Source organism: Pseudomonas sp. DWP3-1-2 (assembly GCF_049896285.1).
Classification (GTDB): domain Bacteria; phylum Pseudomonadota; class Gammaproteobacteria; order Pseudomonadales; family Pseudomonadaceae; genus Aquipseudomonas.
Map to the genome: position 1 here is coordinate 193,318 of NZ_JAFCTZ010000005.1, position 21,318 is coordinate 214,635.

15 protein-coding genes are annotated in these 21,318 nt (G+C 59.8%); 8 read left to right on the forward strand and 7 right to left on the reverse strand.

From position 1 onward, the window contains the following. Positions 1–2: 2 nt before the first annotated feature. The 5 genes from ACP7B0_RS14305 to ACP7B0_RS14325 all read right to left on the reverse strand — a co-directional run bounded on the left by ACP7B0_RS14305 (position 3) and on the right by ACP7B0_RS14325 (position 9,104). Positions 3–1,169, reverse strand: a complete 1,167-nt coding sequence (locus tag ACP7B0_RS14305) for a zinc-binding metallopeptidase family protein (protein WP_426142058.1) — start codon at positions 1,167–1,169, stop codon at positions 3–5. 174 nt (positions 1,170–1,343) lie between these two features. After that, positions 1,344–3,707: an NAD-dependent DNA ligase LigA gene (gene ligA / locus ACP7B0_RS14310; RefSeq protein WP_426142059.1), complete on the reverse strand. Its 2,364-nt coding sequence runs from the start codon at positions 3,705–3,707 to the stop codon at positions 1,344–1,346. A gap of 148 nt (positions 3,708–3,855) precedes the next feature. Beyond that, positions 3,856–4,698 (reverse strand): cell division protein ZipA, encoded by an 843-nt coding sequence (gene zipA / locus ACP7B0_RS14315; protein WP_426142060.1) that lies wholly within the window; start codon positions 4,696–4,698, stop codon positions 3,856–3,858. Positions 4,699–4,951: 253 nt separating this feature from the next. Further along, positions 4,952–8,440 (reverse strand): chromosome segregation protein SMC, encoded by a 3,489-nt coding sequence (gene smc / locus ACP7B0_RS14320; protein ID WP_426142061.1) that lies wholly within the window; start codon positions 8,438–8,440, stop codon positions 4,952–4,954. 4 nt (positions 8,441–8,444) lie between these two features. Further along, positions 8,445–9,104 (reverse strand): GntR family transcriptional regulator, encoded by a 660-nt coding sequence (locus tag ACP7B0_RS14325; protein ID WP_426142062.1) that lies wholly within the window; start codon positions 9,102–9,104, stop codon positions 8,445–8,447. Positions 9,105–9,378: 274 nt separating this feature from the next. Here ACP7B0_RS14325 and xdhA point away from each other — a divergent pair, with 274 nt between their 5' ends. The 4 genes from xdhA to guaD are packed head-to-tail and all read left to right on the forward strand — an operon-like array spanning position 9,379 to position 15,473. Continuing rightward, positions 9,379–10,833: a xanthine dehydrogenase small subunit gene (gene xdhA / locus ACP7B0_RS14330; RefSeq protein ID WP_426142063.1), complete on the forward strand. Its 1,455-nt coding sequence runs from the start codon at positions 9,379–9,381 to the stop codon at positions 10,831–10,833. Beyond that, positions 10,826–13,291, forward strand: coding sequence for a xanthine dehydrogenase molybdopterin binding subunit (gene xdhB / locus ACP7B0_RS14335; RefSeq protein WP_426142064.1), 2,466 nt, complete (start codon positions 10,826–10,828; stop codon positions 13,289–13,291). The genes xdhA and xdhB overlap by 8 nt, the downstream gene beginning before the upstream one ends. Positions 13,292–13,303: 12 nt before the next feature. Next, positions 13,304–14,143 (forward strand): xanthine dehydrogenase accessory protein XdhC, encoded by an 840-nt coding sequence (gene xdhC / locus ACP7B0_RS14340; protein WP_426142065.1) that lies wholly within the window; start codon positions 13,304–13,306, stop codon positions 14,141–14,143. Between the two features lie 10 nt (positions 14,144–14,153). Then, a complete protein-coding gene (gene guaD, locus ACP7B0_RS14345; protein WP_426142066.1) occupies positions 14,154–15,473 on the forward strand; it encodes a guanine deaminase in 1,320 nt (439 codons plus the stop codon). A 797-nt stretch (positions 15,474–16,270) separates the two neighbouring features. On the opposite strand, the gene ACP7B0_RS14350 is transcribed toward guaD, so the two are convergent. Then, entirely contained in the window at positions 16,271–17,029 is a 759-nt protein-coding gene (locus ACP7B0_RS14350) for a GntR family transcriptional regulator (protein WP_426142067.1), read from the reverse strand. A gap of 263 nt (positions 17,030–17,292) precedes the next feature. Here ACP7B0_RS14350 and ACP7B0_RS14355 point away from each other — a divergent pair, with 263 nt between their 5' ends. After that, positions 17,293–17,919, forward strand: a complete 627-nt coding sequence (locus tag ACP7B0_RS14355) for a LysE family translocator (RefSeq protein WP_426142068.1) — start codon at positions 17,293–17,295, stop codon at positions 17,917–17,919. 160 nt (positions 17,920–18,079) lie between these two features. Here ACP7B0_RS14355 and uraH read toward each other — a convergent pair whose 3' ends face one another. Further along, positions 18,080–18,433, reverse strand: a complete 354-nt coding sequence (gene uraH, locus ACP7B0_RS14360) for a hydroxyisourate hydrolase (RefSeq protein ID WP_426142069.1) — start codon at positions 18,431–18,433, stop codon at positions 18,080–18,082. A gap of 382 nt (positions 18,434–18,815) precedes the next feature. Between uraH and puuE the strand changes: the two genes are divergently transcribed. From puuE to alc, 3 genes are read left to right on the forward strand one after another with little or no spacing between them, the layout of a single operon-like run. Continuing rightward, positions 18,816–19,751: an allantoinase PuuE gene (gene puuE, locus ACP7B0_RS14365; RefSeq protein WP_426142070.1), complete on the forward strand. Its 936-nt coding sequence runs from the start codon at positions 18,816–18,818 to the stop codon at positions 19,749–19,751. Further along, a complete protein-coding gene (uraD, locus tag ACP7B0_RS14370; RefSeq protein ID WP_426142071.1) occupies positions 19,748–20,263 on the forward strand; it encodes a 2-oxo-4-hydroxy-4-carboxy-5-ureidoimidazoline decarboxylase in 516 nt (171 codons plus the stop codon). Before puuE ends, uraD begins: the two co-directional genes overlap by 4 nt. Before the next feature lie 57 nt (positions 20,264–20,320). Then, positions 20,321–21,316, forward strand: a complete 996-nt coding sequence (gene alc / locus ACP7B0_RS14375) for an allantoicase (RefSeq protein ID WP_426142072.1) — start codon at positions 20,321–20,323, stop codon at positions 21,314–21,316. Positions 21,317–21,318 lie beyond the last annotated feature (2 nt).

Below are 21,318 nucleotides of genomic sequence, written 5' to 3' on the forward strand. Positions count from 1 at the left end.
GATCATTGCGCCTGCAACACCTCGTCTGCTTTACCGCCCGCGTCCTGGATCACCAGATGAATGAAGTGAAGCTTGGTAATGACTGCGGGTGACAGCACGAAGGGGTAGAAGTCCGGCTGGCCCATGCTGCGCGACAGCTCGTTAAGCATACCGGCCAGTTCAATCCAGGCATTGACGAACGACAGGAACGCCGGACCTCCTGGATGCTGCGGGTCGTACAGTGTTTCCAGAGGGAATGGCCGGTAGTCCAGGTCCATATCCCGCGCACTCATGCCAAAACCCAGCGCAGTGTCCACCGCATCCATCATGTGCAGGTAGTGGGCCCAGGTTTCCGCCCAGTCCTCCCAGGGATGCATGGTGGCGTAGGCGCTGACGAAACCCTGTTGCCAGTCTGCCGGGGCGCCGTTCCGGTAGTGATGATCCAGGGCATCGGCATAACTGGCCCGATCATCACCGAACAGGTGGCGAAAGCCATCCTGCCAGTACGTGTCGGCGATTAAACGATCCCAATAGTAGTGCCCGACTTCATGTCGGAAATGTCCCAACAGCGTTCGATAGGGTTCGAGCATCTGCACCCGAACCTTCTCGCGATGATCGTCGTCGGCCTCCTTGATATCCAGGGTAACCAGCCCGTTGGCATGGCCAGTGGTGGGCAATTTACCTTCCAGATCCACGCCGACGAAATCGAACGCCAGACCTCGTTCTTCATCCCGTGTTTTAGGGATGACGTGCAGGCCCAATGAGATCAGCTGCGCCACCAGTCGGCGCTTCGCGGTTTCGACCTTACACCAGCGCTCGCCGTTTTCCGGGATCGAAAGGTCAGGAATCGTCCGGTTAAGGCTGCAGGCGACGCAGAATTTTCCGGCGTTATGCTCGGGAAACAGCCAGTTGCAAGCCGCTGGCGTATTGAGGTTGGCACAACGCCGATACAACCCGGCACCGGGCTCGTCGCTCAAGCGCCAGGTGCTATCTTCCGGGCCGGGCTCCAGCGCGCTGAGGCGTCCCTGTTCTGGCAAATAACCCAGCGCTGCAGAGCAGGCCAGGCACTGGGTATTGGGAAAGAAGATCGACTGACCGCAACGGCACTGCCAGACCTTGCTGTTGCGTTTGGTTTCAACGGCGAACGGCGCCGAGATACGTGAACTGAGTTGTTCGAAAAACCGGTACATGACGATCTCCTTGTGAGCCTGCAAGCACTAGATCATCGGCGGTTATGGTCGTTCCGTGGATTTGATGAAGCACAGATCCCGTTGGAGCGAGGCTTGCCCGCGAAGGTGTCGTTTCAGGCGATAAAGGTATTGTCTGAAAATGCAATTCGCGGGCAAGCCTCGCTCCAACAGGGACTACTCCACCGCGACGCCCTGTTTTTTCAGAAACGCCACAAACGCGTCCTCATCCAGCACCTTCAACCCCAGCTCATTGGCCTTGGTCAGTTTCGAGCCAGCGCCCGGACCGGCCACGACGGTGTGGGTCTTGGCCGAAACCGAGCCGGACACCTTGGCGCCTAGACTTTCGAGTTTTTCCTTGGCGATGTCACGACTCATCAGCTCCAGCGAACCGGTCAACACCCAGGTCTGCCCGGCCAACGGCAGGCCTTCGACAGCCTTTTTCTCGCTCTGCCAGTGCATGCCGAATTCTTTGAGCTGCGCTTCGATGGCAAGACCGCGCGCGGCGTGTTGGCTATTGTCAAAGAAGTCCCGGACGGCCTTGGCCTGCTTCTCCGGCAACGCCTGGCGCATGTCCAGCCAGTCAGCCTGAATCACCGCTTGCAGCGAACCGAACTTGTCGGCCAGCTTTTGCGCGGCACCAGGCCCGACCGAAGGGATGTTCAATTTGTCGATCAGGCCACCCAGGGTCGCACTGGCGGCAAATTCGGCTCCCAGCTCGCCCTCATCCTGCAATTGCAGGCCGCGCTCGCCCAGCAGCGCGTCGATGACGTTGCGGTTGTGCTCGTCTTCGAAAAAGCTGTGGATCTCGTGCGCCACTTCCAGGCCCACATCCGGCAGGTAGGTCAACACTTCCGGCAGGGCCTGCTTGACCCGCTCAAGGGACGCCAGCGAGCGCGCCAGCACCTTGGCTGTCTCCTCCCCCACATCGGGAATGCCCAGCGCATAGATGAAGCGCGCCAGTGTCGGGCGCTTGCTGTCTTCGATGGCCTTGAGCAACTTGTGGCTGGAGATTTCCGCAAAGCCTTCCAGGTCGACGATCTGCTCGAATTTCAAGCCGTAAAGATCCGCCGCCGAACCGATCAGCTTTTCGTCCACCAATTGCTCGATGGTCTTGTCGCCCAACCCTTCGATGTCCATCGCACGTCGCGAGACATAGTGAATGATCGCCTGCTTGAGCTGCGCGCCGCAGGCCAGACGCCCGACACAGCGGTAAACCGCACCTTCGCTGACGGTCTCCTTGCCCTTGCTGCGCTTGATCAACTGCGTGCGCTCCACATGAGAGCCGCACACCGGGCACGTCTGGGGAATCTCCACCGGCCGGGCATTTTCCGGACGCCGTTCGAGCACCACTTGCACGACCTGCGGAATCACATCGCCAGCCCGGCGAATGATCACCGTATCGCCAATCATCAGGCCCAGGCGTGCAACTTCGTCCATGTTATGCAGCGTGGCGTTGGCGACGGTGACGCCAGCGACCTTGACCGGTTTCAGGCGGGCAACGGGGGTCACGGCGCCCGTCCGGCCCACCTGGAACTCGACGTCCAGCAGTTCGGTGAGTTCTTCCATGGCCGGGAATTTATGGGCAATGGCCCAGCGCGGCTCACGGGCACGGAAACCCAGTTCGCGCTGCGCCGCCAGGCTATTGACCTTGAACACCACGCCGTCGATTTCGTAGGTCAACGACAGGCGACGCTCGCCGATGTCGTGGTAATACGCCAGACACTCCTCAATACCGTTCGCCAGCTTCAGCTCCCGGCTGACCGGCATGCCCCATTCCTTGAGTCTGTTCAGATTGCCGATGTGCGTGTCGGCAAACTCGGCGGACACCTGACCCAGACCATAGGCGCAGAATTCCAGCGGGCGGTTGGCGGTGATTTTCGAATCCAGCTGACGAAGGCTGCCAGCGGCAGCATTACGCGGGTTGGCGAAGGTCTTGCCGCCCACTTCAAGCTGACTGGCGTTAAGCCGCTCGAAGCCCGCCTTGGACATGAACACTTCGCCACGCACTTCCAGGGTCTGTGGCCAACCGCTGCCGTGCAACTTGAGGGGGATGTTGCGCACCGTCCGCACGTTGACGCTGATGTCTTCGCCGGTTGTGCCGTCACCACGGGTAGCGCCGCGCACTAACGCGCCGTCGCGATACAGCAGACTGACCGCCAGGCCATCGAGTTTCGGCTCGCAGCTGTACTGCACCTTGGCCCCGGCATCCAGTAGATCAACCGCCGGCAAATCCAGGCCTTCGGTGACACGGCGGTCGAATTCGCGCATGTCGTTTTCTTCGAAGGCGTTGCCCAGGCTGAGCATCGGGACTTCATGACGCACTTGAGTGAACGCAGAAAGCGCTTCGCTACCGACCCGCTGGGTCGGCGAGTCCGGCGTGACCAGATGGGGGTTCTGCGCTTCAAGGGCCTTGAGCTCGTGAAACAGCCGGTCGTATTCGACGTCCGGAATGCTCGGCTCGTCGAGCACGTGGTAGCGGTAGTTGTGCTGGTCCAGTTCTGCGCGCAGCTCCAGGATTCGGGTTTCGGCGGCTTTCATTCGGTGTTCTCTTGAAATGCAAAAGAGCAGCCGGGGCTGCTCAAATGGTGATGCGTTTTGGCTACATCTGTGGGAGCCTGCTTGTTGGCGGTTGACTTGAAACCGCCTCGCCAACAAGTTGGCTTCTACAGAATTTGCATCGCCTTGATCAACGACGCTGAGTCAGCGCACGACGCTCGAATTCCACGATGCGCTGGCGATAATGCTCAATCGTCTGCGCAGTCATGACGCTGCGCTGGTCATCTTTCAATTCACCGTTGAGCTCATGGGCCAGCTTGCGAGCCGCAGCGACCATGACATCAAAGGCCTGTTTGGGATGACGCGGCCCCGGCAAGCCGAGGAAGAAGCTCACGGCACGGGTGCTGAAATGGTCGATATCGTCCAGATCGAACACCCCCGGCTTGACCGCGTTGGCCATGGAAAACAGCACTTCACCGTTACCCGTCATGCTCTCGTGACGATGGAAGATGTCCATTTCGCCAAATCGCAGGCCGCTCTCAAGAATGTTCTGCAGCAACGCCGGGCCCTTGAAGCCGCTCTCGTCACGGGAAATCACGCTGATCACCAGGACTTCTTCCACCGGTGGCAGGTCCTTGTCTTCGGTGATGCGCTGCTTGGGCTTGTCTTCCGGGAACTCATCGTCGCGTCCGGTGAACAGGCTCGGGCCATCCAGATCGAGGTTCAGGTCACCCTGTTGTGGCTCGTCCTTGCGCTTGTTGTTGCGTTTTTTGTTGTCACGCGGGCTGGCACTCATCGACGGCAAATCATGCTCGTCGAGCTGGGGCTCCTTGTGAGTGTCCAGCACACGCGGCGGACCCAGCAACTCGGCGGACGACGTATCATCGTCGTCCGGCAGATTGGAGAAGCTTCGGTCGAGCCTGAATTTCAACTTGCCTTTGCCGCCGCGCATACGGCGCCAGCCATCGAAAAGAATACCGGCAATGACAATAATGCCGATGACGATCAGCCACTCGCGCAGACCGATTTCCATGTAATCCAGTGCCTCTAATAAAGAATGCTGAAAAATAAGGGCCTAAACCCCTTTAAAACGTGGTGCCAAGTCCATGTTCTGACTGGCAATTTGCCCACGCGAAAAGAAAAAGTGGACATTAAGCTAGCACGACCAAAGGCAACTTTACACCGTCTCTTACATATGACTTGCGCCAGAAGCGGTAACTGCCTCACAGACTGCGGCACAGCGCGCTATTAAATAGCCACTTCCCGTGCTGCGAACGGAGCAAAAATCAGGCATCCACCAACGCCATCGCCTCCTCAACGTCCACGGCCACCAACCGCGAGCACCCCGGCTCGTGCATGGTGACACCCATCAACTGATCCGCCATTTCCATGGCGATCTTGTTGTGAGTGATGTAAATGAACTGAACTGTCTCAGACATCTCCTTGACCAGTCGGGCGTAGCGTCCGACGTTGGCATCGTCCAGTGGCGCGTCAACTTCGTCGAGCATGCAAAACGGCGCTGGATTGAGTTTGAAAATCGCAAAAACCAGTGCCAATGCGGTCAGGGCTTTTTCGCCACCGGACAGCAAATGAATGGTGCTGTTCTTCTTGCCCGGAGGACGCGCCATGATTGTTACCCCTGTATCGAGTAAATCTTCGCCCGTCAGTTCCAAATAAGCAGAGCCACCACCGAAAACTTTAGGAAAAAGTGCCTGAATTCCGCTGTTTATCTGATCGAAGGTCTCCTTGAAGCGGTTGCGCGTCTCTTTGTCGATCTTGCGGATGACATTTTCAAGGGTGTCCAGCGCCTCCACCAGATCGGCGTTTTGCGCGTCCAGATAACGCTTACGTTCAGACTGCTGCTGATATTCGTCAATGGCCGCGAGATTAATGGCACCCAGGCGCTGAATACGGGCGGCGATGCGCTCCAGCTCTTCTTCAGCGTCCTTTTCGTTGGCCTCGGGCGTGAGTATGGCGAGCACGCCGTGCAGGTCATAGCCATCTTCGAGCAATTGGTCTTGCAACGTCTTGCGTCGCACGGTCAGGGACTGCCATTCCATGCGCTGCTGTTCCAGTTGGCCGCGCAGCAATTGCGACTGCTGTTCGGCCTGGGTACGGCGCTTCTCGGCGTCACGCAACTCACGATCAGCGTCTTCCAGAGCGATTTTCGCGGTACGCATTTCGTCGTCGACCACCATGCGCCGCTCAAGCAGTTCCTCTAGCTTGAGCCGCAGCTCCTCCAGAGGCGCTTCACCCTCCTCCAGATTCAGGTTCAGTTGTTCACGTTTCTCGGTCAGACGCTCGGACTGCATTTCCAGACGCTCCAGCGCCTGGCGCGTGGAGTCATGTTGCGCCCTCAGCGAGCCCAACCGCACGGCCAACTGATGGGCGTGATCCTTGTGCTGACGGGCTTCCTGACGCACACGATCAAGGCGTTCGCGCAGGCTATCGCGTTGAGCCTGGAGCAATTCTCGCTGTTCGGTGTCCAGTGCCATGGCGTCCAGCGCGTCCTGCAATTGCAGGCGCGACTCGCCAAGGCTTTCGTGTTCGATAGCCCGTTGCTCACCCAGCTCAGCCAACTCTTCGTCCAGGCGCGTCCGGCGCAACGTCAGTTGCTCGACCTTGGCTTTGGCCGCCGAGAGCTGCGCGGTCAGTTCGCTCTGTTGCCGGGTTTCGTCCTGCACGCGGCGGCGCACCTGCTCCCGGGCTTGCTCCTGCAACGACTGTTGTTCGCCCAGGGTCAGCAGTTGTTCTTCGAGAGCCGCCAGGGTCGCCTCGCGCTCTTCGCGTTCCAGGCCCAGACGCTGCAGTTCCTGACCGCGCGCCAGCACGCCGCTTTGCGCTTCGCTGGCGCGGCGGACCCGCAGGAAATGTCGACCGACCCAATAACCGTCGCGGCTGATCAGGCTTTGCCCGGCGGCCAGATTGACGCGCTGGGCCAAGGCATCATCAAGGGTTTCCACAGGTTTGACCTGCCCCAGCCACATGGACAAGTCCAGGTCGCTGTCGACTTTTTCCAGCAGGCTGCCTGGCATGCGCACCGCGTCGGCCGACGGGTTGACCAGACGCAAGTCACCCTGTTGAAAGCCTGCCAGATCAAGCCCGTCGAAGTCATCGACCAGCACCGCCTGCAAATCGGCACCCAGCACGGTTTCCACTGCCAGCTCCCAGCCCGCCTCGACCTGCAAGCCTTCCGCCAACCGTGGCCGCTCGGCCAGATCGTGTTCGCGCAGCCATTGCGCGGTGCCGGTGTCAGGGTCCAGCGCTGCCTGCTGCAAGGCTTCCAGGGACGCCAATCGGCCATTGAGACGCTGCAATTCGCCCTGCGCCTGCTGCTGCGCCTGATTGGCCTGTTGCAGCTCGCTGCGCAGTTGTTCGACACGCTCCACGGCCTGCTCTTCGCTGACGTGCAGCGCTTCGAGGGTCATTTCCAGCGTGGCGAGGTCTTCGCCGAGTTCGAGAATCACCGCATCTTCAGGGGCGGCGGCCAGTAACTGTCGCTCTTCGCCAAGGCGACGCTGGCGCTCGCCAAGACGCTCCATGCTTTGTTCCAGTTGCTGGATACGCGACTGCTGCACTTCAGCCTGACGCCGGGGTTCGGCGGATTGCTGATTGAAGGTGTCCCATTGCTCTTGCCAGCCGTGCATCGCGGTTTCCGCATCTTCCAGAGACGCGGCGGACTCTTCGGCGGCGGCGCTGGTCATTTCCTGCTCGGGCTCGAGCATTTCCAGCTCTTCGCCCAGCGTGGCCAACAGGGTTCGGTCGTGCCCCAAATGGGACTCGGTTTCCAGCCGCGCGCGCTCAGCTTCGCGCAGGTCGTCCTGCAATTGGCGCAGACGCTGCTGACCGTGCTGAATGCTCTGTTCAATCCGGGCAATGTCGCCGCCCACGGAATAGAAGCGCCCCTGCACCAGATTGAAGCGCTCGGACAGGTCGTGGTGCCCGTCTCGCAGGCGTTCGATGCTGGCATCGGCGCTGCGCTGGTCAGCCACCAACGCCTCGAAACCCACTTCCTGATTACCGATCACGGCTTCGCGCTGACCGACCTGTTCATTCAGCGCCTGCCAGCGCAAGGCCGACAGTTGCGCCTTGAGCTGGCGCTCTTCGCCTTTGTATTCCTGATACTTCTCGGCGGCCTGGGCCTGGCGATGCAAGCGCTCGAGCTGGCGCTCCAGCTCTTCGCGCAGGTCCGTCAGGCGGGCGAGGTTTTCATGGGTGCGGCGAATGCGGTTTTCGGTCTCGCGGCGGCGCTCCTTGTACTTGGAGATGCCCGCCGCTTCTTCAATAAAATTACGCAGATCTTCAGGCTTGGCTTCGATCAGCTTGGAGATCATGCCCTGCTCGATGATCGAGTAGCTGCGCGGCCCCAGGCCCGTGCCCAGAAAGATATCGGTGATGTCCCGCCGACGGCATTTGGTGCCGTTGAGGTAATAGCTGTTCTGGCTGTCGCGGGTCACTTTGCGGCGAATGGAAATTTCCGCGTAGCTGGCGTATTCACCCACCAGCGTGCCATCGGAGTTGTCGAACACCAGTTCGATACTGGCCTGACTCACCGGTTTGCGGCTGGTGGAGCCATTGAAGATGACGTCAGTCATCGACTCGCCGCGCAGGTTCTTGGCCGAGCTTTCGCCCATGACCCAGCGCACGGCGTCGATGATATTGGATTTGCCGCAGCCGTTAGGGCCTACGACTGCCGCCATGTTGCTGGGGAAGTTCACCGTGGTGGGGTCGACGAAGGATTTGAACCCCGCCAGCTTGATGCACTTCAGGCGCATGAGGTCAGTTTGCTCCCAGCGCCGACAGCACCAGTTGGCAGCTGCGCTGGCCATAGCGGGTCAATACCGCGCGAATCTGCACGGCGTCGCGGGCCAGCACGGCTTCGAGCAACTGGGCGAACAGCGTCAGGTATTCGCTCATATCGGCCTTGCGTTGCTCCAGGGCCAGATAGTAACTGCGGCTCATGGACGGCTGGAGGTTCTCCACCGTTTCCTGCAGGTACGGGTTGTCCGCAAACGGAAAGGCCGCGCGCATGACATTGAAGCTGTCCTCGACGAACACCTTGACGTCCTGGCGTTCGAAACTGGCGATCAGGCGCTGCTGGATTTGCAGGAACGGCGCCAGATCGGTCGGTTCCTTCCAACGATCGGCCACTGCCAGGGCCAGCAAAATGTACAGCTCGCTCATGAGCGTGCAGAGGCTCTGCACGTTATGCGCATTGAGCGCGGTCACCTGTGCCCCACGGCGCGGCAAGATCGCCACCAGATGGCGGCGTTCGAGAATCAGCAGTGCTTCGCGCACCGAGCCACGGCTGACGTTCAACGCCTGCGTGACCTTTTGTTCCTGGATGCGCTCCCCGGGCTTGAGTTCGCCACGGATGATTCGCTCGGCAAGATGATGAGCGATTTGCTCGGCGAGGCTATCCGGTGCCTTGAACGTCATGACTATCCCAAATACTCGTTAAAACCAAGCCGCGCAGTGTATCCCAACCCAAGCCTGAGGCGCAGGGCCATGGGGGTGGAAACTGGCATGAAATAAGCAAAACTTTGAACATCGTCGTATCCGTTTATTGCGACCGGCGCACGCCGTTAATCGGCAAATGACAGAAAATCACTCTTTCCTGACTGCGAGGTCAGAATTTTATTGACCGTCAAGTCTGAACTGATAGATTCGGCGTCATGTTCGATGACAAAAAAAGACGTGCAGAGGGCCTTCCGTGATCCAATTCCTTTTAAACACCGAGCTGCGCACCGAGCATGCTCTGGACCCGAACCTGACGGTCCTTAATTACCTGCGCGAGCATCTGCACAAACCCGGCACCAAGGAAGGCTGCGCCAGTGGCGATTGCGGCGCCTGCACGGTGGTGGTCGGTGAACTCGCCAGCGATGAACAAGGCCAGCAAAGCCTGCGCTACCGCAGCGTGAATTCGTGCCTGACTTTCGTGGCCTCGTTGCACGGCAAACAACTGATCAGCGTCGAGGACCTCAAGCACCAGGGGCAATTGCACAGCGTTCAGCAGGCCATGGTCGATTGTCACGGCTCCCAATGCGGGTTTTGCACCCCCGGTTTTGTCATGTCGTTGTTTGCCCTGCAAAAGAACAGCACCCAGGCCGACGCCCATCAGGCCCATGAAGCCCTGGCGGGCAACCTCTGCCGCTGCACGGGCTATCGACCTATCCTCGCCGCCGCCGAGCAATCGTGTGCCCAGCGTCAACCCGACCAGTTCGATCAGCGCGAAGCCGAAACCATCGCCCGCCTGCATGCCATTGCGCCCAGGGAAACCGGCGAGCTGAACAGCGGCGACAAGCGTTGTCTGGTGCCGCTGACGGTGGCGGATCTGGCCCGGTTATACGAATCCCACCCACAGGCGCGCCTACTGGCGGGCGGAACCGACCTGGCGCTGGAAGTCACCCAGTTTCACCGACCGTTGCCAGTGATGATTTACGTGGGCAACGTCACGGAGATGAAGCGTATCGAGTCGTTCGAGGATCGGCTGGAGATCGGCGCCGCCGCCTCGCTGACCGATTGCTACGCCGCGCTGAGCGCCGAGTACCCGGATTTCGGTGGGCTGCTCCAGCGCTTCGCCTCCTTGCAGATCCGCAATCAAGGCACCCTGGGCGGCAATATCGGCAACGCGTCGCCCATCGGTGACTCCCCGCCGCTGCTGATCGCCCTGGGCGCACGCATTGTTTTGCGCAAGGGCGACACCCGCCGCACCCTGGCACTGGAAGACTATTTCATTGATTACCGGGTCACGGCGCGTCAGGAGAGTGAGTTTATCGAAAAGATCGTGGTGCCCAAGGCCAGCGCCACACAGGCTTTTCGTGCCTATAAAGTGTCCAAGCGGCTGGATGACGATATCTCCGCGGTGTGCGCCGCCTTTCGTCTACACATTGAAAACGAGGTGGTTGTCGAGGCGCGGGTCGCGTTCGGCGGCATGGCAGCCATCCCGAAACGCGCTGCAGCCTGCGAACAAGCGCTGATCGGCGCGCCCTGGACCAACGCCACTGTCGAGCGCGCCTGCGCCGCATTGGCCGAGGATTTCACGCCGCTGTCGGACTTTCGCGCCAGCAAGGAATACCGGTTGCTCAGTGCGCAGAACCTGCTGCGAAAATACTTTATTGAGCTGCAAACACCCAATATCGAAACGCGGGTGACCGACTATGTCTAACCCTTCAGCGCCAAACAGCCAGTCACAGATGATCGCCTTGTTCGAGCAGGGTTTGACCACCGGCGTGGGCCGCAGCGTCAAGCATGACAGCGCCGACAAGCACGTTACCGGCGAAGCCGTGTACATCGATGATCGCCTGGAATTCCCCAACCAGCTTCATGTGTACGCGCGCCTGTCCGACCGCGCCCATGCGCGCATCATCAGCGTCGACACCGCGCCCTGCTACGCCTTCGACGGCGTACGCATTGTCATTACCCACGAAGACATTCCCGGCCTGAAAGACATCGGCCCGTTGCTGCCGGGCGATCCATTGCTGGCCATCGACACGGTGGAATTTGTCGGTCAACCGGTGATTGCCGTGGCGGCGCGCAGCCTGGAGATTGCGCGTCAGGCAGCGATGGCGGCCGTCATCGAGTATGAAGACCTCGAACCGGTACTGGATGTGGTCCAGGCGCTGCGCAAAAAACATTTCGTGCTGGACAGCCACACCCACCAACGGGGTGATTCGGCGGGCGCGCTGGCCACTGCGCCCCATCGCCTTCAGGGCAATCTGCACATCGGCGGCCAGGAGCACTTCTATCTGGAAACCCAGATTTCCTCGGTGATGCCCACCGAAGATGGCGGCATGATCGTTTATTGCTCGACCCAGAACCCGACGGAAGTGCAGAAGCTGGTCGCGGAAGTCCTTGCCGTGCCCATGAACAAGATCGTCGTCGACATGCGCCGCATGGGCGGCGGTTTTGGCGGCAAGGAAACCCAGGCCGCCAGCCCGGCGTGCCTGTGCGCCGTGGTGGCGCGTTTGACCGGGCAGCCCACCAAAATGCGCCTGCCTAGGGTCGAAGACATGCTGATGACCGGCAAGCGTCACCCGTTTTATATCGAGTACGACGTCGGCTTTGATGACACCGGCCGCTTGCACGGCATCCAGCTGGAGCTGGCCGGCAACTGCGGCTATTCGCCGGACCTGTCGGCGTCCATTGTCGACCGGGCCATGTTCCATGCGGACAACTCGTACTACTTGGGCGACGCCACCGTCAATGGCCATCGCTGCAAGACCAACACCGCATCGAACACCGCTTACCGTGGCTTTGGCGGCCCACAAGGTATGGTCGCCATCGAGGAAGTGATGGATACCATCGCCCGGTATCTGAGCAAAGACCCGCTGGACGTGCGCAAGACCAATTACTACGGCAAGACCGAACGCAACGTCACGCACTATTACCAGACCGTCGAGCACAACCTGCTCGACGAAATGACCGCCGAACTGGAAGAAAGCAGCCAGTACGCGGCGCGGCGCGAAGCCATTGGCGAGTTCAACGCCAACAGCCCGATCCTCAAGAAAGGCCTGGCGCTGACGCCGGTCAAATTCGGTATTTCGTTCACCGCCAGCTTTTTGAATCAGGCCGGTGCGCTGATCCATATCTATACCGACGGCAGCATTCACCTGAACCACGGCGGCACGGAAATGGGCCAGGGCTTGAACATCAAGGTCGCGCAAGTCGTGGCCGAGGTGTTTCAGGTGGAGATCGACCGCATCCAGATCACCGCCACCAACACCGACAAAGTGCCCAACACCTCCCCCACTGCCGCTTCCAGCGGTACCGACCTCAATGGCAAGGCAGCGCAGAACGCGGCGGAAATCCTCAAGCAGCGTCTGGTGGCGTTCGCCGCCCGGCACTTCAGCGTCAATGAAGCGGATGTCGAATTCCGCAATGGCCATGTGCGTGCAGGAGAACAACTGCTGTCGTTCGCATCCCTGGCGCAGTTGGCGTGGATGGGTCAGGTGTCGTTGTCCAGCACCGGCTATTACAAGACGCCGAAGATTTTCTATGACCGCAGCCAGGCCCGTGGTCGGCCGTTCTATTACTTCGCCTTTGGCGCGGCCTGCACTGAAGTCATCGTCGATACCCTGACCGGCGAGTACAAAATGCTGCGCACCGACATCCTGCATGACGTGGGCGCGTCGCTGAACCCCGCCATCGACATCGGTCAGGTGGAAGGCGGCTATATTCAAGGCATGGGCTGGCTGACCACCGAGGAACTGGTCTGGAATGAAAAAGGCAAACTGATGACCAACGGCCCGGCGGGCTACAAGATCCCGGCGGTGTCGGACATGCCGCTGGACCTTCGCGTCAAACTGGTGGAAAACCGCAAGAACCCGGAAGACACGGTGTTCCATTCCAAGGCCGTGGGCGAACCGCCGTTCATGCTCGGCATCGCCGCGTGGTGTGCGATCAAGGATGCCGTCGCAAGCCTTGGCGATTATCGTCATCAGCCAGACATCGACGCGCCCGCCACACCGGAACGCGTGTTGTGGGGATGCGAGCAGATGCGCCGGTTGAAGGTCGCGTCTGATCTACCCGTGGGAGCGGATTCATCCGCGAAGGCGTTGGCACAGCCAACCGTTTCGGCGTCTGACACACCGCATTCGCACATAAATTCGCTCCCACAGGATTGAGGAGTTTCCGGGATGAACAACTGGATCAGCGCCCTCGCCGAACTGCAAGACCAGGGCAAAGCCTGCGTGTTGGTGACCATCATCGAAGAACGCGGCTCGACGCCGCGCAACGCCGGTTCGAAGATGGTCGTCAGCGCTGAACGGATTTTCGACACCATTGGTGGCGGGCATCTGGAATACAAAGCCATGGAGATCGCCCGCGACATGCTGGCCAGCGGCAGCCAGCACACCCGTCTGGAGCGCTTCAACCTGGGCGCGAGCCTGGGCCAGTGCTGCGGCGGCGTGAATGTGCTGCTGTTCGAACCCATGGGCCAGCCTCAGGCGCAGATCGCCGTGTTTGGCGCGGGCCACGTGGGCCGAGCGTTGGTGCCTCTGTTGGCCAGCCTGCCATGCCGAGTGCGCTGGATCGACTCCCGGGAGCAGGAGTTTCCGCCGCAGATGCCCAGCGGGGTGCGTAAAATCGTCACCGAAGACCCTCTGGATGAGATCGACGCGTTGCCCCCAGGCAGTTACTGCATCGTCATGACCCACAATCACCCATTGGACCTTGAGTTGACCGCGGCGATTCTCAAACGGGGCGATTTCGCCTATTTCGGCCTGATCGGCTCCCGGACCAAACGGGTCAAGTTCGAACACCGGCTGCGTGATCGCGGCTTCGACGCGGCGCTGCTGCAACGCATGCGTTGCCCCATGGGCCTGGGCGAAGTGAAGGGCAAGCTGCCCATGGAAATCGCTGTGTCCATCGCGGCCGAGGTGATCGCCACCTACAACGTCAATTTCGGTCAACACCTTTCAAGTGCCGAACCTATCGCCAAGCTGCTGCCGGTGTCTCGCCGCAGCCTGACTCAATGAGATTTTGCTGATGTCCACCCAGAAAGCCTATCGCGCCGCCATCCTTCACAGCCTCGGTGATCCTGCCGACGTCGGGATTGAGGCGTCCTACGAATATTTTGCCGACGGCCTGATGCTGGTCGAAGACGGCAAGATTTCCGCCCTCGGCCCGGCGGCTGAATGGCTTGGCACGCTCGGCCCTGACGTACAGGTGATCGAATACAAAGACGCGCTGATCACATCCGGTTTCATCGACACTCATATCCATTTGCCACAGACCGGCATGGTCGGTTCCTACGGCGAGCAACTGCTGGACTGGCTCAACACTTACACCTTCCCCTGCGAAAAACAGTTCGCCGACCCGGCCCATGCCGCCGAGGTCGCGGACGTCTTCCTCAAGGAACTGCTGCGCAACGGCACCACCACCGCGCTGGTGTTCGGCAGCGTGCACAAAGAGTCCGTGGAAGCGTTTTTTCAGGCGGCTGAAAAGCTCGACCTGCGCATGATCGCCGGCAAGGTAATGATGGATCGCAATGCGCCGGATTATCTCACTGACACACCGGAATCGGGCTACGCCGACAGCAAGGCGCTGATCGAACGCTGGCACGGCAAGGGTCGCCTGCACTACGCCGTCACCCCGCGTTTTGCCCCCACCAGCACGCCGGAACAACTGACGCTCGCGGGTCAATTGCTCACCGAATACCCGGATCTGTACATGCAGACCCACATCAGCGAAAACCTTCAGGAAATCGAGTGGGTCAAGGCGTTGTTCCCCGAGCGCAGCGGTTATCTGGACGTGTACGACCATTTCAAGCTGCTGGGCGAGCGCTCGGTGTTCGCCCACGGCGTGCATCTGTGCGACGCCGAATGCGCCCGGCTGGCTGAAACCGGCTCGGCGATCTCGTTCTGCCCGACTTCAAACCTGTTCCTGGGCAGCGGTCTGTTTAATCTGCCGATGGCCGAGAAACACAACGTCAACGTCGGCATGGGCACCGATGTCGGCGGCGGCACCAGCTTCTCGATCCTGCAAACCCTCAACGAAGCTTACAAGGTCATGCAGTTGCAGGGCGCGAAACTCAGCCCGTTCAAATCGCTGTATCTGGCCACCCTGGGCGGGGCACGTGCGCTACGCCTGGAAGACAGGATCGGCAGCCTGAAACCGGGCAACGAGGCGGACTTCCTGGTGCTGGACTATCACGCCACGCCGCTGCTGTCGTATCGCCTGAAACAAGCGAAAAACATTGAAGAAATCCTGTTCGTGCTAATGACGCTGGGAGATGACCGAACCGTGCAGGAAACCTATTCGGCGGGGAAACGGGTGCACAGCAGGGATCAGCTGGGCGTGGCATGACGTATCGCCTGCTCACCCCGTTCGAAGGGTAGGAACGACCCAGGTAGCAATCCATCTTGCTCGCGATTCGATACTCAGCCATAGACGATATTGACTGCCCCGCCGCCATCGCGAGCAAGCTCGGCGCCTACAGTTCATCATCCTGTAGATCCTCACGTGTTCCAACTGTTGGAGCTCACGAGCAACGCGAGGCAGCGATTGTGGTAGACGGATAAAAGCGTATCCCCTGACCTGCCACGCGTTCTGTAGGAGCGAGCTTGCTCGCGATCCGATGTTTGAGACACAGACGAGGGTGACTGATCTGCCGCCATCGCGAGCAAGCTCGGCGCCTACAGTTCATCACCCCGTAGATCCTCACGTGCTCCAACTGTTGGAGCTCACGAGCAACGCGAGGCAGCGATTGTGGTAGACGGATAAAGGCGTATCCCCTGACCTGCCACGCGTTCTGCAGGAGCGAGCTTGCTCGCGATCCGATGTTTGAGACACAGACGAGGGTGACTGATCTGCCGCCATCGCGAGCAAGCTCGGCGCCTACAGTTCATCATCCTGTAGATCCTACGTGTTCCAACTGTTGGAGCTCACGAGCAACGCGAGGCCGCGATTGTGGTATGACGGATAAAGGCGTATCCCCTGACCTGCCACGCGTTCTGTAGGAGCGAGCTTGCTCGCGATCCGATGTTTGAGACACAGACGAGGGTGACTGATCTGCCGCCATCGCGAGCAAGCTCGGCTCCTACAGGCCACATGATGTAGATCAATAGTCGTTTCTGTAGGCGTCCCGGGTTAACGCCCTGCGCTCAATCCGTCCGCCCCGGTTTTTTCTTGCCCAGCATCAGGTGTGAAAACACCGCGTGCAGATCGTCCGAGGCGTTGTCTTCGTCCAGGTTCAATTTGCTGTCGATATGGTCCATGTGGTGCATCATCAGCTCCACGGCCCGTTTGGCATCCCGCGCCTCGATGGCGTCGATCAATTGGGTGTGCTCGTCATAGGAACAATGGGAGCGGTTGCCGCTTTCGTATTGGGCAATGATCAATGACGTTTGGGACACCAGACTGCGCTGGAAGCTGATCAGCGGCGCGTTCCTGGCCGCCACTGCCAACTGCAAGTGAAACTCCCCGGACAAACGAATCCCGGCCCCTCGATCACCTTTGGCAAAACTGTCCCGCTCGTCGCTGACCATCTGCCGAAGCTCCGCAAGCTGCCCGGATGTCGCGTGCTCCACGGCCAACTCGGTGATGGCTTTTTCGACCAGACGGCGCGCGTAAAACACCTGTCGGGCTTCCTCGACACTGGGACTGGCCACCACGGCACCGCGATTGGGGCGCAGCAAGACAACGCCTTCATGGGCCAGGCGCGACAATGCGCGCCGGATGATCGTACGGCTGACCCCGAAAATCTCACCCAGGGCTTCCTCGCTCAGCTTGGTCCCCGGCGCCAGACGCTGCTCGAGGATTGCCTCGAAGATATGCGCATAGACGATGTCGTCCTGGGTACCCGTGCGACCGGACCGGAGCGCGCGCGGCTGTTTTGTGAGGGGTTGCAACGGTTCGTTCATGAGTGCTCGTGGCGGTGAGTCGGTGCTGAAAGGATGGCCGCATTGTACACACGCGCAGGGTGGTTGAATCTCGGGCAAACAGGATCGACCACCTCGACGCCCGACAACCCTCCACTGCGTTGCAGGGTTTTGTAAGCCGGGGCGATGTGTTTTGCGCCGCAGGCTGGCATGATTCGCGCCTCTCTCGCGGTGACTACCGTGGCCTTGGAAAACGTTTGGCCAGGGCTCGTCAACTCACGCATCGACACACAGGAGCAAACCCCATGACGTTGGAAACCTGGCTGTTGTTCAGTGGTGCCGCTCTGGTGGTGATTCTGATACCGGGGCCCTTGTCCCTGCTGATGATCAGCAACAGCCTGAATTACGGCCTGCTGCGCTCGTATCCGGCGTTTCTCGGCGGCGTGCTCGCTTCGGTATGCCTGCTCAGCGCATCGGCGTTGGGGCTTGGCGCGTTGCTGTTGGCGTCAGAACACCTGTTCAGCGCCTTGAAGGTCGTCGGTGCCTTGTATTTGTTCTATCTGGCCTGGCAAAGCTGGAAGCAGTCGCGTCAACCGGCAAAGGCCGCCGAGGTCCCGACGGCCCAACGTAATCCACGGTTTGGCTCACTGTTCTGGCGCGCCTTCGTGCTGGGGGCCAGCAATCCGAAGGACATCCTGTTTTTCGCCGCTTTTTTACCGCAATTCCTCAATGCCGAGCAGCCGTTTCTCAATCAGTTGCTGATCATGATCGCCACCTGGACCGTGCTGGACCTGTCCTGCAAGCTGTTCTACGGCCTGAGCGCTCACGGCGCGGCGCGTTATCTGCGCAGTGGCAAGGGGCAAACCTGGTTCAACCGCATCAGTGCCGGTTTGTTCGGTACGGCGGGGGCGGCTTCATTGTTGAGTCGGTGAACCGACGAATCCGTAAGGGAGGCTCTGGATTGCGCCAGCTGCAAAATCTGCAGACGAAAAAAAGCCCGCAGTGTGAGCGGGCAAGATCAGCGTTGATCCGTCGCGGCGTGCAGCGCTCTGCACGAAAAGTCGGCGAACGCAGTCACTTTTCGTACAGAACCTAGCTGCCGCGATAGGTCGAATAGCTGTAGGGCGAGAGTAACAGCGGCACATGATAGTGTTCCTGACCGGAGTCAATGCCGAAGCGCAACACCACCACGTCGAGAAACGCCGGGTCAGGCAATGACGTTCCCCGGGCGCGGTAATAGTCCCCGACCTTGAATTGCAGCTGATACACACCCGAGCGGTAATCATCACCCTGCAGTAATGGCGCATCGCAACGGCCGTCGCTGTTGGTCACGGTGCTGGCAATCCGGGTCAGACGTTCACCTTCGACCCGATAGAGTTCGACGGTGATAGCGCTGCCGGGGCAACCCTGTGCAGCGTCCAGTACATGCGTCGTTAATTTCCCCATTGTCGGCCTGTGCCTCATCTGAAATAAAGGTGCTGGCCCGCACTGTTTTAGTGCCTCAAGAGTGCGAGCGATGGATGATTAAGACACTTTTACAAAAAGCTGTACACAATAAAAACGCCTTACCTGCTCCGCCGACCCGAGGGCATCCGCCCAGGACCGATTTATCGGGGGCTAAGGATATTGTTAGGTTTTTTCAGTAGAAGCTGACCAATCAGGCAAGTTTCTTGCACTAAAAATCCTTAACGGAAATCCTGATCAGAAAGAAAAACCCAGAGTTACAAAATGGAAATGCATTTGTATACAATCCGAGCACCGCAGTGAAAACAGGCGACGTTTTTGGCGCCTGCGAGCACCTGACACTACTTACATGAGGATGACGGCAGTGAGCGCTGACTACCCACGCGACCTGATCGGATATGGCAGCAACCCGCCCCACCCCCATTGGCCGGGCAATGCACGTATTGCATTGTCATTTGTGCTCAATTACGAGGAAGGCGGCGAGCGAAATATCCTGCACGGTGACAAAGAGTCCGAGGCTTTCCTGTCCGAAATGGTCTCCGCGCAACCCTTGCAGGGCCAGCGCAACATGAGCATGGAATCGCTCTACGAGTACGGCAGTCGTGCGGGCGTGTGGCGCATCCTCAAGCTGTTCAAGGCATTCGATATCCCCCTGACGATTTTTGCCGTGGCCATGGCCGCCCAACGTCATCCGGATGTGATCCGTGCCATGGTCGCCGCTGGCCATGAAATCTGCAGCCATGGCTACCGCTGGATTGACTATCAGTACATGGACGAGGCCCAGGAACGCCAGCACATGCTTGAAGCGATCCGCATCCTCACGGACATCACCGGCCAACGCCCCCTGGGCTGGTACACCGGTCGCACCGGCCCGAACACCCGAAGGCTGGTCATGGAAGAAGGCGGCTTTCTCTATGACTGCGACACCTATGACGACGACCTGCCGTACTGGGAACCGAACAACCCCACCGGCAAGGCGCATCTGGTGATCCCTTACACGCTGGACACCAATGACATGCGCTTCACCCAGGTGCAGGGGTTCAATAATGGCGAGCAGTTTTTTCAGTACCTCAAGGACGCATTCGATGTGCTGTACGCCGAAGGTGCCGACGCGCCGAAGATGCTGTCCATCGGCTTGCACTGCCGCTTGATCGGCCGCCCTGCCCGCCTTGCCGCGCTCCAGCGTTTTCTTGAATATGCCAAAAGTCATGAGCAGGTCTGGTTCACGCGCCGCGTCGACATCGCCCGGCACTGGCATGCGCAACACCCGTTCAAACCCCAAGCGGAGGGTGCGCTGTGAGCCACTTCAAGACCGTGACACCCTCGACAATGAGCCGCCAAGCCTTCGTCGAGGCATTTGCCGACATCTACGAACACTCGCCCTGGGTGGCTGAGCAGGCCTACGACAGAAGCCAAGCCGCTGACCTGGACGATATCCAGACGCTGCATGCGCAGATGAGCGAGGTCCTGTTGAAGGCTGATCGGGCCGCGCAACTGGCGCTGATCAACGCGCACCCGGACCTTGCGGGCAAGGCCGCCGTACAGGGCCAACTGACTGAAGCCAGCACAAACGAGCAGGCGGGCGCCGGCATCCATCAGTGCACGGCTGAAGAGTTCCAGCGGTTCACTCAATTGAACGACGCCTACAAAGCAAAGTTTTCCTTCCCCTTTATCATGGCGGTCAAGGGCAGCAACCGGCATCAGATCCTCGCAGCCTTCGAGACGCGCATCCATAACCCGGTGGATACCGAATTCGCCTGCGCCCTGGCAGAGATCAACAAGATCGCTCTGTTTCGCCTGCAAGCGCTGTAACTGAACCTTGTGATCGACTTTTCCTGAGCCTCCGACTGAAAAAGGCAGACAAAACGAATGAAAGCTTACGCCGCACCCTTCGAAAAGTTCGTCAACCTGGCCGATGCGCGCCTGGGCACTAAAATCATTGCTGTCACCGACGATTGGTTCGCTGACGCCAACCGCTTGTTCCAGCCCACCCCGGCGGTGTGGAAGGAAGGCGTGTTCGATGACAACGGCAAGTGGATGGACGGCTGGGAGTCGCGCCGCAAACGCTTTGAAGGTTACGACAGCGCGGTGATCCGCCTGGGCGTGGCAGGTTCGATCAAGGGCGTGGACATCGACACCTCGTTTTTCACGGGCAACTACCCGCCTTCGGCGTCGCTGGAAGCCTGCTTCCTGACCTCCGGCGAACCGGACGAGCACACTCAGTGGACCGAAATCCTGTCGGCTGTGGAGCTGAACGGCGACAGCCATCACTACCACGAAATCAACCACAGTCAGGCTTTCAGCCACTTGCGTTTCAACATCTATCCGGATGGCGGCATCGCCCGGCTGCGGGTCTATGGCATCCCCTTCCGTGACTGGTCCGCCGTGGGCGAGAACGAGCTGATCGATCTGGCGTCGGCCCTGAACGGCGGTCGTGCGCTGGCCTGCTCAGACGAGCACTACGGCAGCATGAGCAACATTCTCAACCCCGGCCGTGGCGTGAACATGGGCGATGGCTGGGAAACCGCACGTCGCCGCACGCCGGGTAACGACTGGGTGATCATCGCCCTGGGGCATGCCGGGGAAGTGGAAAAGGTTGTCGTCGACACCCTGCACTTCAAAGGCAACTACCCGGACAGCTGCTCGATTCAGGGCGCGTTCGTCAAAGGCGGTACGGACAGCCAGATCGAAACCCAGAGCTTGTTCTGGCGCGAACTGCTGCCCAGCCAGAAGCTGCAAATGCACGCCGAGCACGAGTTTGCCGAACAGATCAAGGCGCTCGGCCCGATCACTCATATCCGTTTGAACGTGTTCCCGGACGGTGGCGTGAGCCGGTTGCGGGTTCTCGGCAAGGTCTCGAAATAAAC

Excerpts from the sequence above, each read along its gene's own strand:
- ligA (WP_426142059.1), bottom strand. The coding sequence starts at position 3,707 with ATGAAAGCCGCCGAAACCCGAATCCTGGAGCTGCGCGCAGAACTGGAC.
- ACP7B0_RS14325 (WP_426142062.1), bottom strand. The coding sequence starts at position 9,104 with ATGACGTTCAAGGCACCGGATAGCCTCGCCGAGCAAATCGCTCATCAT.
- ACP7B0_RS14355 (WP_426142068.1), top strand. The coding sequence starts at position 17,293 with ATGACGTTGGAAACCTGGCTGTTGTTCAGTGGTGCCGCTCTGGTGGTG.
- uraH (WP_426142069.1), bottom strand. The coding sequence starts at position 18,433 with ATGGGGAAATTAACGACGCATGTACTGGACGCTGCACAGGGTTGCCCC.
- ACP7B0_RS14350 (WP_426142067.1), bottom strand. The coding sequence starts at position 17,029 with ATGAACGAACCGTTGCAACCCCTCACAAAACAGCCGCGCGCGCTCCGG.
- ACP7B0_RS14305 (WP_426142058.1), bottom strand. The coding sequence starts at position 1,169 with ATGTACCGGTTTTTCGAACAACTCAGTTCACGTATCTCGGCGCCGTTC.
- zipA (WP_426142060.1), bottom strand. The coding sequence starts at position 4,698 with ATGGAAATCGGTCTGCGCGAGTGGCTGATCGTCATCGGCATTATTGTC.
- xdhB (WP_426142064.1), top strand. The coding sequence starts at position 10,826 with ATGTCTAACCCTTCAGCGCCAAACAGCCAGTCACAGATGATCGCCTTG.
- alc (WP_426142072.1), top strand. The coding sequence starts at position 20,321 with ATGAAAGCTTACGCCGCACCCTTCGAAAAGTTCGTCAACCTGGCCGAT.
- xdhC (WP_426142065.1), top strand. The coding sequence starts at position 13,304 with ATGAACAACTGGATCAGCGCCCTCGCCGAACTGCAAGACCAGGGCAAA.
- guaD (WP_426142066.1), top strand. The coding sequence starts at position 14,154 with ATGTCCACCCAGAAAGCCTATCGCGCCGCCATCCTTCACAGCCTCGGT.
- smc (WP_426142061.1), bottom strand. The coding sequence starts at position 8,440 with ATGCGCCTGAAGTGCATCAAGCTGGCGGGGTTCAAATCCTTCGTCGAC.